We start from the raw sequence: 18,746 nt of genomic DNA on the forward strand, positions 1-18,746 counted from the left end.
TTAAAAATACTGGATAGGAACCACTAAACTATGAAAGTATTAGTCACCGGAGCGAGTGGACACATTGGAAATAACCTCATAACCGAGCTTATTAAAAAACAATATGATGTCCGAATACTTGTACGAAATGAACTCCCCAAATACCTCACCCATTCCAGTCTTGAGGTATGCAGAGGAGATATTTTAGATCGTGAGGTTTTGTATACTGCGACTCAAGATGTTGATACAGTGTTTCATTTAGCGGCGAAAATTGCCATTACAAATCGCGAAGCCGAGGAGGTTCATAAAACAAACGTCCAAGGAACCCAAAATGTGGTGAATGCCTGCCTTAGAAATCAAGTAAAAAAGCTCGTTCATTTTAGTTCCATTCATGCACTCCAATGTTCTAAAAACCCTGATACTCCTCCAATTTTAAATGAAAATTCCCCGCTTGCTTTAGAGTCCGTGAACAGTTACGACCAATCTAAAGCTCAGGCTGAAAAAATCGTGTTTGCTAGTTGTGAACAAGGATTAAATGCAGTGGTGGTTAATCCCACCGGGGTAATTGGTCCCAATGACCATAAATTATCACTCATGGGAACTGCAATAATTAAAATATACAAAGGATACACACCCTTTTTGGTGCGTGGAGGATTTAATTTTGTTGATGTTCGTGATGTGGTTCAAGGTGCAATAATTGCTGCTGAAAAAGGTAAATCTGGAGAGCGCTACATCTTAGGTGGCCATGACATTAACATGCATCATTTGGTCCAATTGATATCCCTTGTCAAACAAAAAAAAATGACTCGTTTGTTTCTTCCCTCAAACATACTTTATTATTTGGTACCGCTTATGGAAGCTTTTTCTAAAATTACCAATACAGAACCGCTTTTTACCAAGTACGCCATTGAAACTTTGATGTATCCACCCACGGTGGATTGTACGAAGGCGGAAAAAGAATTAGGGTACAAAAGAACCGAAATCCAAACAACAGTCCATGATACTCTTCATTGGTTTTCACAGAATGGCAAAATAAAATTATGACTCAAAACAATCTCACTTTATTTCTTTATTTCTGGAGTGCTTTAGCTGTTATCGTATTTTTCTCGCTTTTTTTTAAACGAGCACCTTATGGACGTTATGACCAAGAGAGTAGCTCTCTTAAAATTCCTGCACGTGTTTCTTGGTGTTTGATGGAATTGCCATCGGTGATCGCATTTTTAGTTATTTTCTTAATGGCAAAACCCTCTATTTATACCTGGGTATTTTTTTGCATGTGGCAATTACATTATGTCTATCGTTCCTTGATCTATCCGTTTCGCTTGAACAATGCAAAACGGGTGCCCATTGTTATCACGATATCCGCCACGTTTTTTACGACGGTCAATGGTTTTGTAAATGCCTATTGGCTCACTCATTTTCAAGAAATTACTTCTGCAACCTTGCAATCCCCCCATTTTATTATTGGCTTAATACTGTTTGTTTCAGGATTTGTAATCAATCAAAATTCAGACAACATTTTGTTTGCAATGAATAAAAATAAAAGAACCGGCTCCTACCAGATACCCTACGGTGGAATGTATCGTTTTTTGAGCAGCCCAAATTACTTTGGTGAAATTCTTGAATGGATTGGTTGGGGAGTAGCGACTTGGTCACTTGCTGGCTTTTCTTTTACCCTGTGGACCATAGCCAATTTAGCCCCGCGGGCAATCGCACATCATCGGTGGTATCAGTCCCATTTTTCTAATTATCCTAAGGATAGAAAAGCACTCATTCCGTTTCTTTTTTGAAAAACAACGCCCTGATTGCTCGCAACTGAATCATTTATACATCGCCGCCCCCAGCCCTGCTTCGATGTCCCGGCTTGTCCGCGGGCTCCAGAAAAGCTGATCTGAAAAACTGGAGCCCGCGGACAAAGGGTAAGCAAACAAGCTTCTCAAGAGAACTTATATTACACTTTCGTTATAAGGTCTTGAGTCCTTCCTCCATGATAGAGAGTCCAATTTCCAAATCTTTTACATCAGTAGAAAGTGGCATGAGAAGACGAATTACATTTCCGTATCCTCCGCAGCTAAGAATGACCAACCCATGTTCTAAACAAAATCGTGTTAATCTGTCGGCCGCCTCTTTATTTGGCACCTTTGTGCTTTTATCTTTCACTAGTTCAATCGCCTGCATAGCACCCAAACCACGAACATCACCGACTATTGTATATTTTTCTTTAAACCCAGAAAGCCTAGAATGAAGTACTTTTGAAAGATTAGCGACATTTTGCAAAAGCCTCCCCTCCTCAAAGATTTTGAATACTTCAAGAGCCGCCGCACAACTTAGTGGATTTCCTCCAAAGGTTCCGCCTAACCCACCGACCATTGCAGCATCCATCATTTCAGCTTTTCCGGTTACGGCAGCGATCACTGTTCCACCACCAAGTCCTTTTGCTGATACAGTAATGTCAGGATCCACCCCCATTGTCTTCATCGCAAATAGATTTCCAGTACGGCCAAAACCGGATTGAATTTCATCTGCAATAAAAACAATGTTGTTCGCCGTACAAAACTCACGAAGTTTTTGCAAAAATGGAGCTGGAAATTGTATGAATCCCCCCTCACCTAATATGGGTTCTAAAATCACCGCAGCAGTATTCTCAACACCCACACGAAAATTAACAAGTTCTGAAAAATCATTGAAACATTCTTCGACACAATTTTTTCCCTGCCAACGATACTCATACGGAATGGAAGCACGATGAATTTCTGAAAGAAATGGGCCAAATCCATGCTTGTAGGGTTTGTTCTTTGCAGTAAGTGCCATAGCCATGTAAGTACGACCGTGGTAGGCATGATCAAAACAAATCACTGCTTGCTTTCCGGTATAGGCACGAGCAACTTTAATTGCATTTTCTACCGCCTCGGCTCCTGAGTTCAACAGGATTGATTTTTTTTCAAAGTGCCCAGGAGTGTGATGATTCAATTTTTCACATACGTTAATATAGCCTTCATAAGGAAGGATATTAAAACTTGTATGCATGAATTTTTCAGCTTGAGCCTTGATTGCATTGACCACCGCATCGGGACAATGTCCTGTATTCACTACGCCAATTCCGGATGAAAAATCCAAAAATACATTTCCATCTACATCTTCTACAAACGAACCTTTTGCTTTTTTCACAAAGATGGGAGTAGCGTGAAATGGACCTTGCGCAACATGCTTATGACGTTGCTCCATCAATATTTTTGACTTTGGTCCTGGTATTTGTGTTTTAATATTAATTTGATTCATTAGTACCACCCGATTGGTGCATCATCTAGGTTAATATTCACTTGCTTAATTTCAAGATAGCTTTCGATTCCATACAAACCCAACTCGCGGCCCGATCCACTTTGTTTGTATCCCCCCCAAGGCATTTCATTATGAGTTGGATGGTAATGGTTTACCCAAAGAATTCCGGCACGAATTTGAGGGGTCACTCGATGTGCACGAGTAAGGTCCTTAGTCCACACCGCGGCTGCTAAACCATAGTCGGTATCGTTTGCAATTTGAATGGCTTCTTCTTCAGTATCAAAAGGGATAACTGCGAGTACGGGACCAAAAATTTCTTCTCGAGCAATGCGCATGCTAGGTTTTACTTCATCAAAAATGGTTGGCTCAATAAAATTTCCTTTTTCAAATGCTTCACCTGCAGGGCGCTTCCCACCACAAATCAATCTCGCACCTTCATCAATCCCTATCTTGATGTATTGCTCTACTTTTTCACGGTGCGCACTTGAAACCAGTGGCCCCATTTTTACGCCAGCATCTAAACCATGACCAAGCTTGATATTGGGAATTTTTTTCAACATCCCTTCCACAATTTTTTTGTGAATAGAACGCTCCACGATTAAGCGAGAACCAGAAGAACATACCTCACCTTGATTTGCAAATGCACCAAAAAGAGCCCCATCAATCGCCATCTCCAGATCGCAGTCTGCAAATACAATATTTGGATTTTTCCCACCAAGCTCTAATGATATTCGCTTCAAATTCCCAGTAGCCGCTTGCATTATTTTTTTGCCGGTAACTGTTCCACCAGTGAATGCCACTTTATCTACCATTGAATTAGTTGATAATTCTTCACCTACTCCCACACCCGGGCCAGTAATCACATTCACTACACCAGCTGGAAATCCACATTGATCAATCAGTTTGCATAACTCAAGCGCTGTTAATGGTGTCAGCTCCGAAGGTTTTAAGATTACGGTATTTCCTGCTGCAAGTGCTGGAGCAAGTTTCCAAGCGGCCATAAGTAGTGGGAAATTCCAGGGAATAATTTGACCGCATACCCCTATAGGCTCACGTACCACATAACTAAAGGAGTTCGCTGGAACCGCCATCGTTTCCCCATGAATTTTAGTAGTGAGCCCAGCATAAAATTCAAAACAATTGGCTGCATCAGTCACATCATATTCTGCTTCTGCCAATGGTTTTCCACAATTTCGTGTTTCCAGCTCGGCTAACATTTTTGCATTAGCACGAATTAAATCTGCAACTTTGAATAAAAGTTTACTTCGATCAAGTGCTGATGTTTTTCTCCAATCACCTTTATCGAACGCTTTCCTTGCAGCCTTGATCGCAATCAGAACATCTTCCTTGGTACTTTCTGGAACTTTTGCAATCAACTCACCATTGCCGGGATCAATAATATCGCGAGTGGCTCCGCTCTGGGCTGAAGTAAATTTTCCATCAATATACATTTCGTAACTTTTCATTTATGGGAGTCCCTTTTGATTGAATGTAATAAGTTCATTATATCTTCGACTTCACACTCTGATTATTTTCAACCAACGATCGAATTTAGTTAAAATTTGAAATCAGATTATTTTTGTGAGCTATACTAAAAATATACTGGGGTAGTTAAATTTATACCTCTATTTCAAATAATTACAAATAGGTCATTCTATTTGAGGGAAGCTTTATGGATCAATCAACGGCTCAAATAGTGTTTAAAAATAAAATTCTAATTCTTGGATTCGGCAGTATTGGCCAAGCAATATTACCTCTTTTATTCAAATGTCTTAAATTAGATCCGTCGCAAATTTACATCTTATCAAAACATAATCTTGGTGCGAATGTGGCAAACAACTATGGTGTCTCATTCAATGAAATTGCAGTTGAAGAACGTAATTACCAAGAGCTTTTGTCCTCTATTCTTACACCTGGTGATTTTTTGTTAAATTTATCCGTGGGAGTATCCACTATTGATTTAATAAAATATTGCCAATTAAATAAAATATTATATTTAGATGCCGCCGCTGAGTCTTGGGAAAAAAGGAATAGCGATACGAATCAACTACTTTCTAATTATGCTTTACGTGATGCTACGTTACAACATAAAAAGCAGGGTCCCACCGCAGTTTTAACCCATGGAGCGAATCCAGGGTTGGTATCCCACTTTCTTAAACAAGCATTATGGAATGTGGCAAAAGATAATAAGTGGGATGGCGATCTACCAAAAAAACCTGTGGAATGGGCTCAATTGGCTCATGAGCTTGATATAAAAACGATACATATTTCTGAACATGATTCTCAAATTTCCTCTCAAACTAAAAAACCAGATGAATTTATAAATACCTGGTCAGTCGATGCTTTGATTTCTGAAGCCCTTCGACCTGCTGAACTGGGATGGGGAAGTCATGAACGTCATTGGCCTCATGATGCAAATCATCACGACTTTGGCTCGAATTGTGGGATATATCTCAGTCAACCCGGAGCTGAGACTCAAGTCCGAACTTGGACCCCTAACTCTGGTCCTATTAATGGCTTTTTAATTACTCACGCTGAATCATTATCTATTGCAGAATATTTAACTTTAAAAAAAGATAATAAGGTGTATTACAGACCAACAGTTCATTACGCGTATCATCCCTGCCCAGATGCTATTTTATCTTTAAAAGAACTTGTGCAAAGAAAATACATCCCTCAAAAAGAAAAACGGATTATTTTAAACGAAATTGTTGATGGCACTGATGAACTCGGGGTGTTATTAATGGGAAATAAAAAGGGAGCTTATTGGTATGGCTCTCATCTATCCATACATGAGGCTAGAAAATTAGTTAACCATAATAATGCCACAAGCTTACAAGTTGCAGCTGGAGTTTTATCGGGTTTGATTTGGGCCATTCAAAATCCAGAACGTGGAATTATAGAACCTGAAGATATGGACCATGAGTATATTTTGAGTTTAGCCCTCCCTTATCTGGGGAAAGTCGGTGGTTATTATACAGATTGGACTCCGCTACAAGACAGGGACAATTCAAATAATCAAGATACGGATCAAAGTGATCCTTGGCAGTTTATTAATATTCGAATTAACAATTAATTCCTTACCTTCTTTGATGGATGAATTCTCGCGCGGGATACCCCATCCATCGTGATGTTTGTTTTATAATCTACATGATACAATTGGGCGCATTTTATCAAAACACGGAGCACAGGATGCCTAAAGTTGTATTATATGATGTTGACGGTACATTAATTAGCCAAGCTTCATTAGGGGAGAACAACAGAAAATTGTTTTTTCCAAGCCAAACCGCGCATGTATTTAAAGAACACTTAAGAAAAAATGATCATATTATCGTGTGCTCAGCACAAAGTTCCGCGGACGAAATAAGATCTGCCTTGCAGGGAGCTAATATTGATATTACAAAAATAGAAATATTAGGTAAAGCAGAGACCAGTATTTTAGTTGGTGATTCAAGTAGTGAAAAAAAAGTGAACAAAGCCAAAGCAGCAATGAACCGTAAATTAAATACTGCTGTTATAGTCGAAGATAGCCTAAATATTAATGCTGATGATGAGGATATTATTCACATTTTGGTTCCTACAAATGCTCCTGAAAATATACCGGCCTCAGATAGTTATTTGAAAGCAGCTTTACTTCCTGCGAGCACTTTGAGAGAACGGGTTCATTTTCAGGTAGAAGCAATTAAGTATAATGCCTTGTATAGAACGAAAGGGGTCATTGATGTAACATTTGTAAGCAACCTCTATCAGCGTGTTCTCAATCTCTTTACTGTCCCAAACAGTTATCATAATTTGTGCTTGTCACAAACTAATACTCCTATGACAAACTATGAAATAGGAATTTCTTTTTTAGCAGATTATTGTAAAAATCAACCTTCTCATCATTGGCTCATTGGCAGTGTCCATCGCTTTTTTACCGGGCACTGGGATCGCCACCATACTGAAGTTGTGGAAAAATTACTAAAAGATCATGCTGGTAATTTGGACGGAAAAAATAAGAAAACTATCGAATCACTCCTAAGTGATTTAGAAACTAAATTACTCGAAGCAGGAAATCATATTAAACCCGAAGGTTCTTTGGGAAGACGTATTGAGTTTATTCAATCGAAAGCAGGAGTTAGCATCATTGATATCGATGATTTAAATCATGCAATAGATTTGAAGCAATCTGAACTTAGGCTTCAAAACTCTAATTGAAACCAACACACTCCCCTTATCTCTAAATCCAGGCCCGATCTTTAATTGCAAAGTCAGTGATCGGGCACATTGTGATAAATCCAACATGTTCCCCAACAATTTCCTTTCTGATAAGAAATTATTAGCTAAAAATTTAATTAATTTTACGTACATTGACTTTGCGTCCTTTCAATTTTCCACTTTGCAAATATTGGTGTGCTTTATCGGCTTGGCTGTGATGGATTGCCACATAGGAGTGCAGTGCCGTGATATTAATTTTCCCAATAGTGTTTCCTGCTAATCCCGCATCTTTGGTCAATGCCCCAAGGATGTCTCCGGGACGAATTTTATCTTTTTTGCCGGAAGAAAGGCAGAGTGTAACCATTTCTGGTACTAATCGTGTCGTGTGGTGATTTTCTAATTTATCAATAGTCCCCCAGTTAATGGGGTGCGGTAGGTGATCCTCAATGGCACAAATTCGTTGTGCGTCCGCAGGGGTTGTAATACTTAAGGCAATGCCTTTACTCCCTGCTCTTCCCGTTCGACCAATACGATGAGTATGCACATCATGATCAAAAGCGAGATCAAAATTAATTACTGCAGGAAGTTCTTTTATATCAAGTCCTCGTGCTGCAACATCAGTGGCGACAAGAATCGTACAACTTTGATTGGCGAAGCGCAAAACAGCAAGATCACGATCGACTTGTTCCATATCTCCATGTAAAGCAAGGGCGCTGAAGCCTTCATGGATGAGCTCGTCTGTCACATCCACTGTTTGTTGCTTGGTATTACAGAAGATTAACGTAGAAATGGGACGATAATGTAACAATAATGATTTTAATAAGGGAAATTTCTGAGCTTGCTTCGTTACTTCAAAAAAACGTTGTTCAATATCAATTTCCTCAGAAGGAGTTTCAACACGAACTTCTTTCGGATTGTTCATGAATTGTTTTGAAAGCTGTTTGATTTCTTCAGGATAGGTCGCAGAAAAAAGCAAGGTTTGACGTTGTTTAGGACAAACAGAAATTATGCTTTTCATGTCATCAAAAAAGCCCATATCCAGCATTCTGTCTGCCTCATCTAAAACTAAAGCTTTTACCTGAGTTAAGTCTAATGAGTTGTTTTTTAAATGCTTAAGAACTCGCCCCGGTGTTCCTACAATAATATGAGCGCCATGCCTTAATGAATCAAGCTGAGGCTTCATAGGTATTCCACCGGATAAATTAATGATTTTGACATTAGGCATCAAACAGGCTAATCGACGGATGGCTTGGCTTACTTGTTCTGCCAATTCACGGGTAGGACAAAGTACTAAACCTTGCACTGCAAAAAAAGAAAGTTTTAAATTATTTAATAGAGACAACGCAAAAGCAGCGGTCTTTCCACTACCTGTTTTGGCTTGAGCAATAACATCCTCATTTCTAAGAATTATGGGCAAGCTTTCCATTTGGATAGGCGTCATGTTTTCATAATTTGCAGCAACAAGACTCTTTATTAATTCTTGGCGAAGGGGAAGCTGAGCGAATGAAAGGTGCTGATCGGCGTGTTCTGATTGAATCATTGGGAGCGCTTATTTTTAAAATAGATTGGTAGATTAACATTTTTTAGTGCAATTTTAAATCAGTTATTTTACACATAGGGCAAAAATACAACGCTGCCTCAATTAATCTCATTAAACGGTACTATACAGTGCACATATAAACACATTAAATGTGAACCTTAATTTACAGAGTTAACTATTTTTTCTAGTCACCAAGGTTACTGCTCATATATATAGTCAAGTAACCTCCTAATTAATCTTATCCAGGATATCAAACCAAAAAAACTTGAGGTTCGAGTTTAAAATAATTTACTATCATCCAGTTACTCAACAATGTCCTGTTGTAGAGCTACTAAGTCAAGGAGCGATATGATTGTTATTTTTGTCCATGGTTGGAGTGCCACGCATACCAATTCTTATGGGGAGCTTCCTCAATGGCTTGAAAGTCAGAGCAAACAACAAACGCTGGATATTCGGGTAGGCAATATTTATCTCGGGCGCTACATCAGCTTTGACGACACAGTAACGGTTGACGATATAGCACGAGCATTCGATCAGGCCTTACGTGATGAAATTGCGGATAAGCTACACGATGGAGAACGTTTTGCATGCATCACTCATTCAACCGGTGGGCCCATTGTTCGAAAGTGGATGGATTTGTACTTTAAGAATAACCTTGCAAAATGCCCATTGAGCCATCTTATCATGCTGGCCCCCTCTAACCACGGCTCTGCTCTTGCACAACTTGGTAAATCTCGGTTAAGCCGTATCAAGAGTTTTTTTGAAGGTGTTGAACCGGGACAACAGGTTCTGGATTGGCTTGAGCTCGGAAGCGATATGAGTTGGCAACTGAATGAAAGTTGGCTTGATTACGATTGTACTGCGAATGGCATCTATTCCTTTGTACTTACCGGCCAGACAATTGATCGCCAACTTTATGATGCGCTGAACTCCTACACGGGAGAAGCTGGGTCTGATGGAATAGTTCGCGTAGCGGCTACAAATATGAATTATAGTCTGTTGAAATTACATCAGGAGGGAAATAACGGTGAAAATCTCGTTGTCTCCAAGATGATACGGTCAAAACCAATGGCATTTGGCGTGCTGCCTGGGCTTGCGCATTCCGGTAAAAAAATTGGAATCATTCAAAGTGTGACTATGGCCAATGCAGCGACTCATCCTACGGCAATATGGGTCCTGCGCTGTCTGCGAGTAAACAATAGTACCTCCTATAATGCAGTAGCGATCGAGCTCGATAAACTTACTACAGAAACTCAGAACAGTGAGCATATAGAATTTGTGAACACGCTTATCTTTAAGCGCGAGTACATCACTAATCGCTACTCTATGATTGTTTTCCGGCTCATTGATGACCGGGGCAATCATCTTGTCGATTATGATCTTTATTTAACTGCTGGTCCCAAATATAGCGAATTGGCGCTTCCTCAAGGTTTCTTCGTCGATCGCCAGCGAAACCTAAATAATCGAGGGAAATTGACTTATTTTCTTGACTATAACGTTATGGAAACCGGGATTAATACACCCCAAATGCAAGGCAATCTGGGATTTCGGATTAAGGCATACCCCGAATCAAGCGCTCAAGCCCTTGCCTATTATAGATTACTTGATTTTCATTCCTCACTTGCTGACATGAACAAAATTATACATCCGAATGAAACAGTAATGGTTGAAATCATGCTTCAGCGGCGCGTGGATAAGACGGTCTTTCGTATCACTAATAACCTGACTCCGGCAAAAATCAGTGCAAAACCGACTGGTACAAAGGTAGATTAACATTTCACTTCTAAACTAACGTCATTCTGAGAAGTTTATAACGAAGGATCTCCTGATTTGTATACATATTTATTTTCTGGAGATCCCTCATTGCGTTCGGGATGAGGGATCCTACAATCCTGGATACCTACAACCTGGCTACACTTTTGCTCCTAATTGAAGAAGCTTAAAAACTCTTCTTCTGAAAACGTTTTTATTGGCTCCTCTAAATCAGAAATGTGGAACATTGATTGAGCTCGTGGCGCAACCAATTTTGTTTCATCCTGAGCTCCTAGAGAATTTTGACTTACGGACATAACAGGAAGAGGTAGAGGAGCAGGCTTAGATACAATGGTCTTTTCCGTATAAGGATTAGGAAGTTGAGGTATTGGAACTATAGTGTTTGCACTATTGAAGGGAAATGCAGATACAGGATTTCGATGAGCTGCGGTTCGAATAAATTGGGGCGTGAAGAACGTTTGAGTGCTTCTGTTTTGCTGAAGCAGACTAGTCTGTTTTCTTAATTTGATTTTTTCATCCCACTTGCCATAAATTTTATCTACAGTAATGGCTCGTTGTGTAGACTGTTTGTCGGCAAGGCCTAGCTTTACCAAATCATTGACTAGAGAAACATGAATTGGCTTACCATAAATTTGTTCTAAATAACTCCCTGAAGCCAGTAAAATAGGTCCCTCACATGCCAAAGTAATATGTTCACTATCAATTACCAGCGGAGTTGCATTTTGTTTCTTTTTTTCATCTTCACTAATTTTTGTTTCCAGCTTTTTAGCAATTTTATGACTCGAACATCCATAGGCAGTAAACATAGCGTGCCCTTGATAAGGTTTGGCAGGCAACCAAAGCACACTAAAATTATCCCCAGGTAAAAAAAGCCCATTAAAATTATATGCTTCTTTTATTTGAGCACATACCTTGCTTTTTTTATTATATGAAGTAGCGCCTAGATACTCCTCTGAAAAATCAATTAACTCTGCTTCCTCCATTGGTTCAGTTGGAACACGTTTAATTGTTAATGAGTCTTTATTTTTATTTACTATAACCAATCGACTACGTGAGTTATCATCCTCCCCCATCTTTAACTCATATATGTAGAACGATTTATTTTCACTTCTCTCATGCACTTCCTCAACTTTCCCATCAAAATATCGTTCTAAAAACTTCATTGAAGCAATCACGTAATTGCCATGTGTTTCTAAATAATAATCCAATGATAAAGGTTCTTGCTCCTCTACATCCAAATCCATTAAATAATCAGTCCTAAAGGCTGACTTAATACTTTCGATCATTTGTTTCGCCTCTTCAGGCGTAGTGCACTCATAAACACACAGATTATCTTTCTCATCTAATGGAGATTTGGATTCACTTACTATCCATTTCGTTATTTGAAGGTTTATACCAATGACAGACAACAGTTTCATGTAAGTTCCTCTTATTTATTTGGATTTTAATTCGTTGTTAACCTCTAAAAACAAGTTTTAGGAGCGTTAAAAATGAATAAGTTAGAAATCAATGGACAAAAGATTTACATTTGAACACTAAACCCGCAAATATATCAGACAAAGTAATTAATGAACAATAAAATAAAACATGGTCCATAATCATTTGATTTAACACTTCTTGAACAGAAAATGGTCTTCGGAGGCGGGGTTGCAACCAGGTGGGAGGTGCTTAACAATTAATGAATTTATAGTAGATTATAATGCTTGACCTTGCCGCAACGTTAACCCTTATTGTGTCTCTTGTGGCTTAAGAGGAATACACTATGAAGTACACCATTAAACAATTAGCGAAGCTTTCTGGTATAAGCACCCGGACTTTGCGCTTTTATGATGAAATTGGTTTATTAAAGCCTGCATTTTATGGTGATAATCAATATCGTTATTATCAGGAAGAGCAGCTACTGTTATTGCAGCAAATTCTGTTTTTTCGTGAACTTGAGTTTCCTCTTAATACCATAAAGGAAATTTTGAGCTGTAATGATTTCGATAAAATAAAATCGTTACAGCAACAAAAATCCTCATTGCAATCGAATGTTGAGCGAACACAAACACTCATACAGACGATTGATAAAACCATTTCCCATTTAAGAGGACAATATAAAATGAATATCGAAGAAATGTTTGAAGGTTTTGATCCCATCAAGCAACAAGAACATGAACAATATCTAGTTGAAGCGGGGGTACTTTCAGAACAACAAATTGATGACAGCTGGAACAAAGTTCCTCATTGGAAAAAAACCGATTGGGAGGCATTTAAAGCTTCTGGTGAGCAGTTAAATCGTGCCCTTACTAATGCACTGGAGCAAGGTCTTAACATAGAATCAACAGCGGTACAGGACCTTATTCAACAGCATTATGATTGGGTGAAAAACTGTTGGACGCCAACTAAGGAAACTTATTTAGGGCTTGGACAAACTTATCTGGATCATCCTGATTTTCGTGATTTCTTTAATCGCTATCATCCTGATTTGGTCGAGTTTTTGACCGCTGCTATGAGCGTATTTGCAAAACGTAATTTGTCTTAACTTTGATTGCCTACCGCAAGGTAGGCACGCTTTCGTTTATAAGGAACAACCCTTTTCTTTTTCTTCAACTGGATCATTCCCAAAACATTTCTGCAAAAAGGAAAAGAACCATTCAAGAAATACAAAATTCGAAAACAAGGAAGGTTTTTCAACAATACTGAAAGAGTCGGTGTATTTCTGATGCGTGTTTTCTTCAAAGACTTGAAGTATATTATGCAAATCACCATTTCTATAAATTGAACGGTCATCAAGGATTCCTTGCAAATCTTTGATAACACTATCCATACTTTTTCTATTAGGAGTTAAACGGCAACTTTTAGAATTAATACTTGGAACGAAAATACTTCTTGATGGACCAAAATAAAAATCAGCTATCTCCTTCCCGTACGTATTAAATGATTGTCGGGCATAGCGTTTTAACAAATAATCAGCCTTCTGATAATCTTCCAGAAACCCTGCATCATTCCAAGCTTGTCGCCAATAAGGTAAACCTTTGCCGCTCATATTAAACAAATTGCTCAAATTATGTTATGTTTGCATTTTATTAAAAATATAAATCGATTGTCAAAGATTGAATTAATACAGATAGAATTTGTTACAGCCATTCTCACAAGCGAGAATGGCCGATAGGATTAGGTATTAATTAATTAATATGCATTTGTTCTAACTTCTGAATATCAGTTTGCTTGTCATGAATGGATTTCAGAATTTGTTTCATCTTAGGATTATGGCTGCATTTCAATAAGTAAGCCGTCATTTGCATGCCTCCTTTAAAATGATCACTCATTTCAGTTATATACGTATTATCGAATTCTTTACCTGAAAGTCCCGAAAGAGACTTCATCTCCATTGGTTTCATTCCAGGAATAGGATAATTTGCATCAGAGGTAGCAGGTAATTTACTGAGTAGTGCTTTCATTTTAACAACTTCACTGTTTTGTCGCTCGAGCATTTTCTTTGAAATAGCGACTATTTGGGGATTTTGCGATTTTTTTATAGCCAACTCCATTATTTGCATTCCTTGTTGGTGATGAGTAACCATCATTGTTAGGAATTCTTTTTCAAGGGCTGCTGTTTGTTTTTTATCTTTAGGACATTGATTTTCATTCATGGACATTTGCCCCATATTGGATTGCTCCATTGCAAAAGCACATGAACTCATTAGTGTAATTCCTAAAAGGATTGACAACTTTTTCATTTCCCTATCTCCTAAATTGAGTCAAGTCATTAGAATTATAGGCCAATATTAAAAAATAGTTTTGTTTAAACAGATTATTATTTTGGTCCCGCCGTAGATGAAAAATTATCCTTAGGCTCACTACTTTTGGGTGGAGCTTTTCCCTCCCGAACCACCATTTATCATCCCGAACGCAGTGAGGGCTCTCCAGAACATGGGTATGATCACTCAGGAGATCCTTCGCCCTAAAATTCCTCAGGATGACATGGTGTCTTAGGTCGGGTTCTTAATTTGGCGAAAAACGTCGTACATCATATGTTAGTAATCTGAAATAATCGTAGGTCATATAAAACTCACCTTTATTGCCAAGCCTAGTCCCCCAGGAGTTACGTAAGGTTAATAATCCTTTGTGTTTTTGACCATAATTATCCACAGCAACCGCATTATCATCGTATCCTGTAATGATCATTCCATGCGCCGCTTGTATGTTTGGCATACCAATTAATACATCTGTCGTGATTAACCAAGTATCGTTCTTGCTTTTATAATTCCCAACAGCCCCAACGGTCCCGATATCAAGACGCGGTAACATAATCGAAAAAACCGATCTGTCGCCTGAGCGAAGTGCTTTTTTCACTTCATTTAATGTCCAGGTAGAATTAATTCTCCAATATATATTGGACCAGTTCACTATTTTACCAAAGACTAACTCATTCATGGTGTTGTATTCTTGGGGATCGATAAAAGTCTCAGGTTTCTTATTCGAGTAAATGGGATACTCAGTCAAACCGCCACAACCTATAGTTGTTTGTTTTTCTTTGTTTACTATCCCATACTGTTCAATCTGATTTATTACTGAAATAGGATAATTACCATCCCAACCACTCAGAGCATATCCATGTTGTTCTAAGTAATTGCCTAGCTGTAAATGACAAAGTTGACTAATGTAATCTCCTTGGCCGATCATGGCATCTAGCGCACCAGTTATTGCAAATGTGATGCATGTTCCATGTGGACCTTGGTCCAGTACAGGAACCTGATTCATCGCTAATTGAACCATTTTAGGAGTTTCCGTCTCTAGCAATGAATGCGAAGCCTGAGAATGAGCGGTGGCAATCTCTTGGAAGCGTCTTGCCAACAGTTTTTTAGCATCATCAGACAACTCAATTTTAAGCAATTGAATGACCTTTCTATTTTTTAGGCCACTTTCATTGGAAGCAGATTCTACAGTCGGTTGTATTGAATGTTTTATTGAGCCAATTACATGAACATCTCCAGAGATAGCTCCTTTAATTATCAATAAACTCAAAATAGCCACTTGTATTAATGGGGTTATAATTCTCGCTGGTTTCATAATTATCGACACGTTGAACATTGGGATCTGATTATTTTCTTTTATCAATCAATTTGCAACATGTGTTTAAATGCTTTGAAATTACATATTTTTTGCGTGGATTTTTATGTTGGGTCAAAATGACCCGACTTGCTACCTCTTTAACTGATTATAATGAGTATTAGGCCACAACAAAGTTGGCCGCAAATTTTATTTTCCGTATAATAAAAGCGCTTCCAAACCAAGGGAAATAAGATGTTCGACAAAATTGAGCAAGACTACGATAAATTATATAAGATAGTATTTTTGGGAAATGAGTCAACAGGAAAAACCCAATTTATTAAACGATATGTTGACGGAAGTTATAACGAATCCGAAAGTTATATAGCAAATATTGGTAAAAATTTTTATGTTTCGCCCGTCAAAAACAAAATTAAATTTACATTATATGATACGGCCAAAAGACAGGACCGTTTTGCCCCAATAAGTGCCAATTATGACTATCGTGGTGCGCATGCTTATGTGATTGCTTTTGATCCGACAAATCCTCAGTCATTGAAGGACATTGATGCATACTGGATCCCTAATTTGGTTCGTTATGTTAATAACGATACGCCCATTGTTATTCTAAGTACCAAATCTGATTTGGAAGAAGCAGAACTAATTACTGAAAATGAGGTTAATGAGTTCGCCAGCAGATTGTCGACGCAACATAAAAAAAATATCAGTTATTTTGGCAAGGCAAGTGCTAAAAATGATACGAATGTAAATGAATTATTTGATTATGTTGTGAAAAAAATTAATCCGGAATACTCCAAAAAATTGCCTGATGTTCCATCAACAAAAACACCCATGGTCTTGACTCGATTATTACTTGAGGTTTCAGTCCCTTCACATGTAAATGAAAGCACTCCTCAAGAGCTTGGTAAGCAAGTTGCTGCAATGGCAGGTTATCAAGAGAACAATCTTCATATTTCATTGGGAATTTTATCGGCAGATCTGGAAAACTTAGCGCTTAAGAACGAGTTGATCATCGGACTGAGTGAAATTTTTGAAAAAAATCCCCTACCGCAAAGAATTTTACTTAATGCACCCGAGTTTTCAAAAAATCATCGATTCATTGTAATGCCCACCAAAGCGAAAGAAACTGAGGCACTTGAATCACTGCACGTTGCCGTCCGTCAATTGGTTGCTCATCTTCAGGAAAAATATACAAAATCCTGTATAGAAATAGATAGATGGGACTCATTTCAATCGCATGTAACCTTATTTGGTCAGCTGACAGAAAATTTGCAAATACCTGCTGATTCAAACGGATCAGAGTTTATTCCTACGGTTATTAAACTCCGTAATAATGATGATCTGGTTCACTCATGGGATATTCGCCAGGATAAATTATTGACCGATGCTGCGAGCGAGTTATATCAAGGCCTTAAAAAATCAGCAGAGTTCAGAAAAGGAACTCTTCCAACTACGCATTTCAGAGAAATACAAACACACCTTGAAACAGCAGAATGTTTCTATAAAAATTGCAATCGCACCCAAGAACGCATGCTATGTCTCATAGAAATGGGATTATTAAGTACGACAATGTATCGAAGACGTTATGGCGATTCCACAATATCAGCGACCTCGTTTTATACCCAAAGCATTGAAGCCCAACTACAGGCAGGCTATCGTCTGCGTGCAGTTGCCTATGCAATTGAAGTTGCCCGATTGCTATCCTCTTTATCCGATGAGGAATTACAACACTCAAAAGAGCTGCCAACAAAAATTCACACATTTCTTGAAGAAAATAAAACGTTGCTCAGCAGGCTCAGTAGCGTAGCAAGTAAATTGTCAATGCACGGCATTCATTATGAAACGGCGATGAGCAGCTTAAGCGAGGCGCTGGAACGAGTTGCGCCGGAAAATAACAAGTTTTGTTTGATAATGTAAGGGATAAGGGTTTGGCATTAATTGAGAAATCCTCTAATCCACATCGCTCCTTACGGGCTACGCTTGCTCCTATTGACTAAATTTATGTAATTCCCGCGCAAGCGAATCAATAATAAACACATTCTGTGTTAAGCTTGCCTAATATTCGAAAAACGAGCTTGGTCATGATAAAAGTTGGACAATTTAATCGATTGAAAATGGTACGGGAGGCTCCTTTTGGGGTATACCTTCAAGGTGGAGAATGGGGGGAAATTTTATTACCCAATAAATCGGTACCTAAAGGCGCTTTAGTTGGTGATGTACTGGATGTTTTTGTCTATTTTGATTCAGAGGACAAAATTATTGCGACCACAGTGCGCCCTCTTGCCAAACTCGGTAGCTGTGCTTTTTTAAAAGTGATCGATGTGAATCCTGTAGGAGCTTTTCTTGATTGGGGTTTAGATAAAGATTTATTAGTGCCCAAACCCGAACAACACCGCCCTATGGAAAAAGGAAAATCTTATCTGGTCTACTTAAAACAAGACAATCAAGGACGCATTATTGCAAGCTCAAAAATCGATTATTTTTTGGATAAAACCGCAGCGAACTATAAGTCAGGGGAGGAGGTTCGTCTACTTATTGCGGATAGTACACCCTTAGGACGAAAAGTAATTATCAACAACAGTCACTGGGGATTAATTCATACAGCGGATATTTTTCAAACCTTACCATATGGAAAAAAAATTCAAGGGTACATCAAAAAAGTACGTGAAGATGGGAAAATTGATGTCACTTTAAGACAAATAGGACAAAGTAGTATTAATGAATTAGCGCAACGCATTATATCTAAGCTCGAACAATCCGATGGTTTTTTAGCGTTACATGACAAAAGTCCTCCTGCAGAAATTCAGCAAATGTTTGCAGAGAGCAAAAAAAATTTTAAAAGCGCGTTGGGGCAACTTTATAAACGAGGCTTGATTGCTATTGAAGAGAATGGAATTCGTTTACAAAAATAACAAAGAGGAGT

General features: G+C 38.5%; 15 protein-coding genes. 8 read left to right on the forward strand and 7 right to left on the reverse strand.

Translation table 11 applies throughout. The features are described 5' to 3' along the window. Window positions 1-30: 30 nt before the first annotated feature. Window positions 31-1,023, forward strand: coding sequence for an NAD-dependent epimerase/dehydratase family protein (locus tag ACWTEW_RS33475; protein ID WP_454782301.1), 993 nt, complete (start codon window positions 31-33; stop codon window positions 1,021-1,023). After that, window positions 1,020-1,769 carry a DUF1295 domain-containing protein gene (locus tag ACWTEW_RS33480; protein WP_454782302.1) on the forward strand — a complete coding sequence of 250 codons (750 nt, stop codon included), beginning with the start codon at window positions 1,020-1,022 and terminating at the stop codon, window positions 1,767-1,769. Before ACWTEW_RS33475 ends, ACWTEW_RS33480 begins: the two co-directional genes overlap by 4 nt. A gap of 172 nt (window positions 1,770-1,941) precedes the next feature. Here ACWTEW_RS33480 and ACWTEW_RS33485 read toward each other — a convergent pair whose 3' ends face one another. Both ACWTEW_RS33485 and ACWTEW_RS33490 read right to left on the reverse strand, forming a co-directional pair. Further along, window positions 1,942-3,258 (reverse strand): aspartate aminotransferase family protein, encoded by a 1,317-nt coding sequence (locus ACWTEW_RS33485; protein WP_454782303.1) that lies wholly within the window; start codon window positions 3,256-3,258, stop codon window positions 1,942-1,944. Then, entirely contained in the window at window positions 3,258-4,724 is a 1,467-nt protein-coding gene (locus tag ACWTEW_RS33490; RefSeq protein ID WP_454782304.1) for an aldehyde dehydrogenase family protein, read from the reverse strand. Before ACWTEW_RS33490 ends, ACWTEW_RS33485 begins: the two co-directional genes overlap by 1 nt. 206 nt (window positions 4,725-4,930) lie before the next feature. On the opposite strand from ACWTEW_RS33490, the gene ACWTEW_RS33495 reads away from it, so the two are divergent. Then, complete coding sequence (locus ACWTEW_RS33495; RefSeq protein WP_454782305.1) at window positions 4,931-6,334, forward strand: saccharopine dehydrogenase C-terminal domain-containing protein; 1,404 nt, start codon at window positions 4,931-4,933, stop codon at window positions 6,332-6,334. A gap of 116 nt (window positions 6,335-6,450) precedes the next feature. Then, entirely contained in the window at window positions 6,451-7,455 is a 1,005-nt protein-coding gene (locus ACWTEW_RS33500; RefSeq protein WP_454782306.1) for a DUF5617 domain-containing protein, read from the forward strand. A 133-nt stretch (window positions 7,456-7,588) separates the two neighbouring features. Here ACWTEW_RS33500 and dbpA read toward each other — a convergent pair whose 3' ends face one another. Then, a complete protein-coding gene (gene dbpA, locus ACWTEW_RS33505; protein WP_454782307.1) occupies window positions 7,589-8,995 on the reverse strand; it encodes an ATP-dependent RNA helicase DbpA in 1,407 nt (468 codons plus the stop codon). A gap of 348 nt (window positions 8,996-9,343) precedes the next feature. On the opposite strand from dbpA, the gene plaB reads away from it, so the two are divergent. Continuing rightward, window positions 9,344-10,768, forward strand: coding sequence for a phospholipase PlaB (gene plaB, locus ACWTEW_RS33510; protein ID WP_454782308.1), 1,425 nt, complete (start codon window positions 9,344-9,346; stop codon window positions 10,766-10,768). Between the two features lie 152 nt (window positions 10,769-10,920). Here the strand turns inward: plaB and ACWTEW_RS33515 are convergent, their stop codons facing one another. Then, complete coding sequence (locus ACWTEW_RS33515; protein ID WP_454782309.1) at window positions 10,921-12,186, reverse strand: hypothetical protein; 1,266 nt, start codon at window positions 12,184-12,186, stop codon at window positions 10,921-10,923. A 344-nt stretch (window positions 12,187-12,530) separates the two neighbouring features. Between ACWTEW_RS33515 and ACWTEW_RS33520 the strand changes: the two genes are divergently transcribed. After that, complete coding sequence (locus tag ACWTEW_RS33520; RefSeq protein WP_454782310.1) at window positions 12,531-13,292, forward strand: MerR family transcriptional regulator; 762 nt, start codon at window positions 12,531-12,533, stop codon at window positions 13,290-13,292. A gap of 36 nt (window positions 13,293-13,328) precedes the next feature. Here ACWTEW_RS33520 and ACWTEW_RS33525 read toward each other — a convergent pair whose 3' ends face one another. From ACWTEW_RS33525 to ACWTEW_RS33535, 3 genes are all read right to left on the reverse strand, one after another. Continuing rightward, window positions 13,329-13,796 (reverse strand): hypothetical protein, encoded by a 468-nt coding sequence (locus ACWTEW_RS33525; protein ID WP_454782311.1) that lies wholly within the window; start codon window positions 13,794-13,796, stop codon window positions 13,329-13,331. A gap of 139 nt (window positions 13,797-13,935) precedes the next feature. Then, on the reverse strand, window positions 13,936-14,490 hold the full coding sequence (locus ACWTEW_RS33530) for a DUF305 domain-containing protein (RefSeq protein ID WP_454782312.1): 555 nt from the start codon (window positions 14,488-14,490) through the stop codon (window positions 13,936-13,938). Window positions 14,491-14,755: 265 nt separating this feature from the next. After that, window positions 14,756-15,823, reverse strand: a complete 1,068-nt coding sequence (locus ACWTEW_RS33535; protein WP_454782313.1) for a C1 family peptidase — start codon at window positions 15,821-15,823, stop codon at window positions 14,756-14,758. Between the two features lie 234 nt (window positions 15,824-16,057). Between ACWTEW_RS33535 and ACWTEW_RS33540 the strand changes: the two genes are divergently transcribed. Further along, complete coding sequence (locus ACWTEW_RS33540) at window positions 16,058-17,740, forward strand: Rab family GTPase (RefSeq protein ID WP_454782314.1); 1,683 nt, start codon at window positions 16,058-16,060, stop codon at window positions 17,738-17,740. 164 nt (window positions 17,741-17,904) lie between these two features. Beyond that, on the forward strand, window positions 17,905-18,735 hold the full coding sequence (locus ACWTEW_RS33545; RefSeq protein ID WP_454782315.1) for a CvfB family protein: 831 nt from the start codon (window positions 17,905-17,907) through the stop codon (window positions 18,733-18,735). The last annotated feature ends 11 nt before the right edge of the window (window positions 18,736-18,746 follow it).

The sequence above is a fragment of the Legionella stuttgartensis genome (assembly GCF_977063405.2).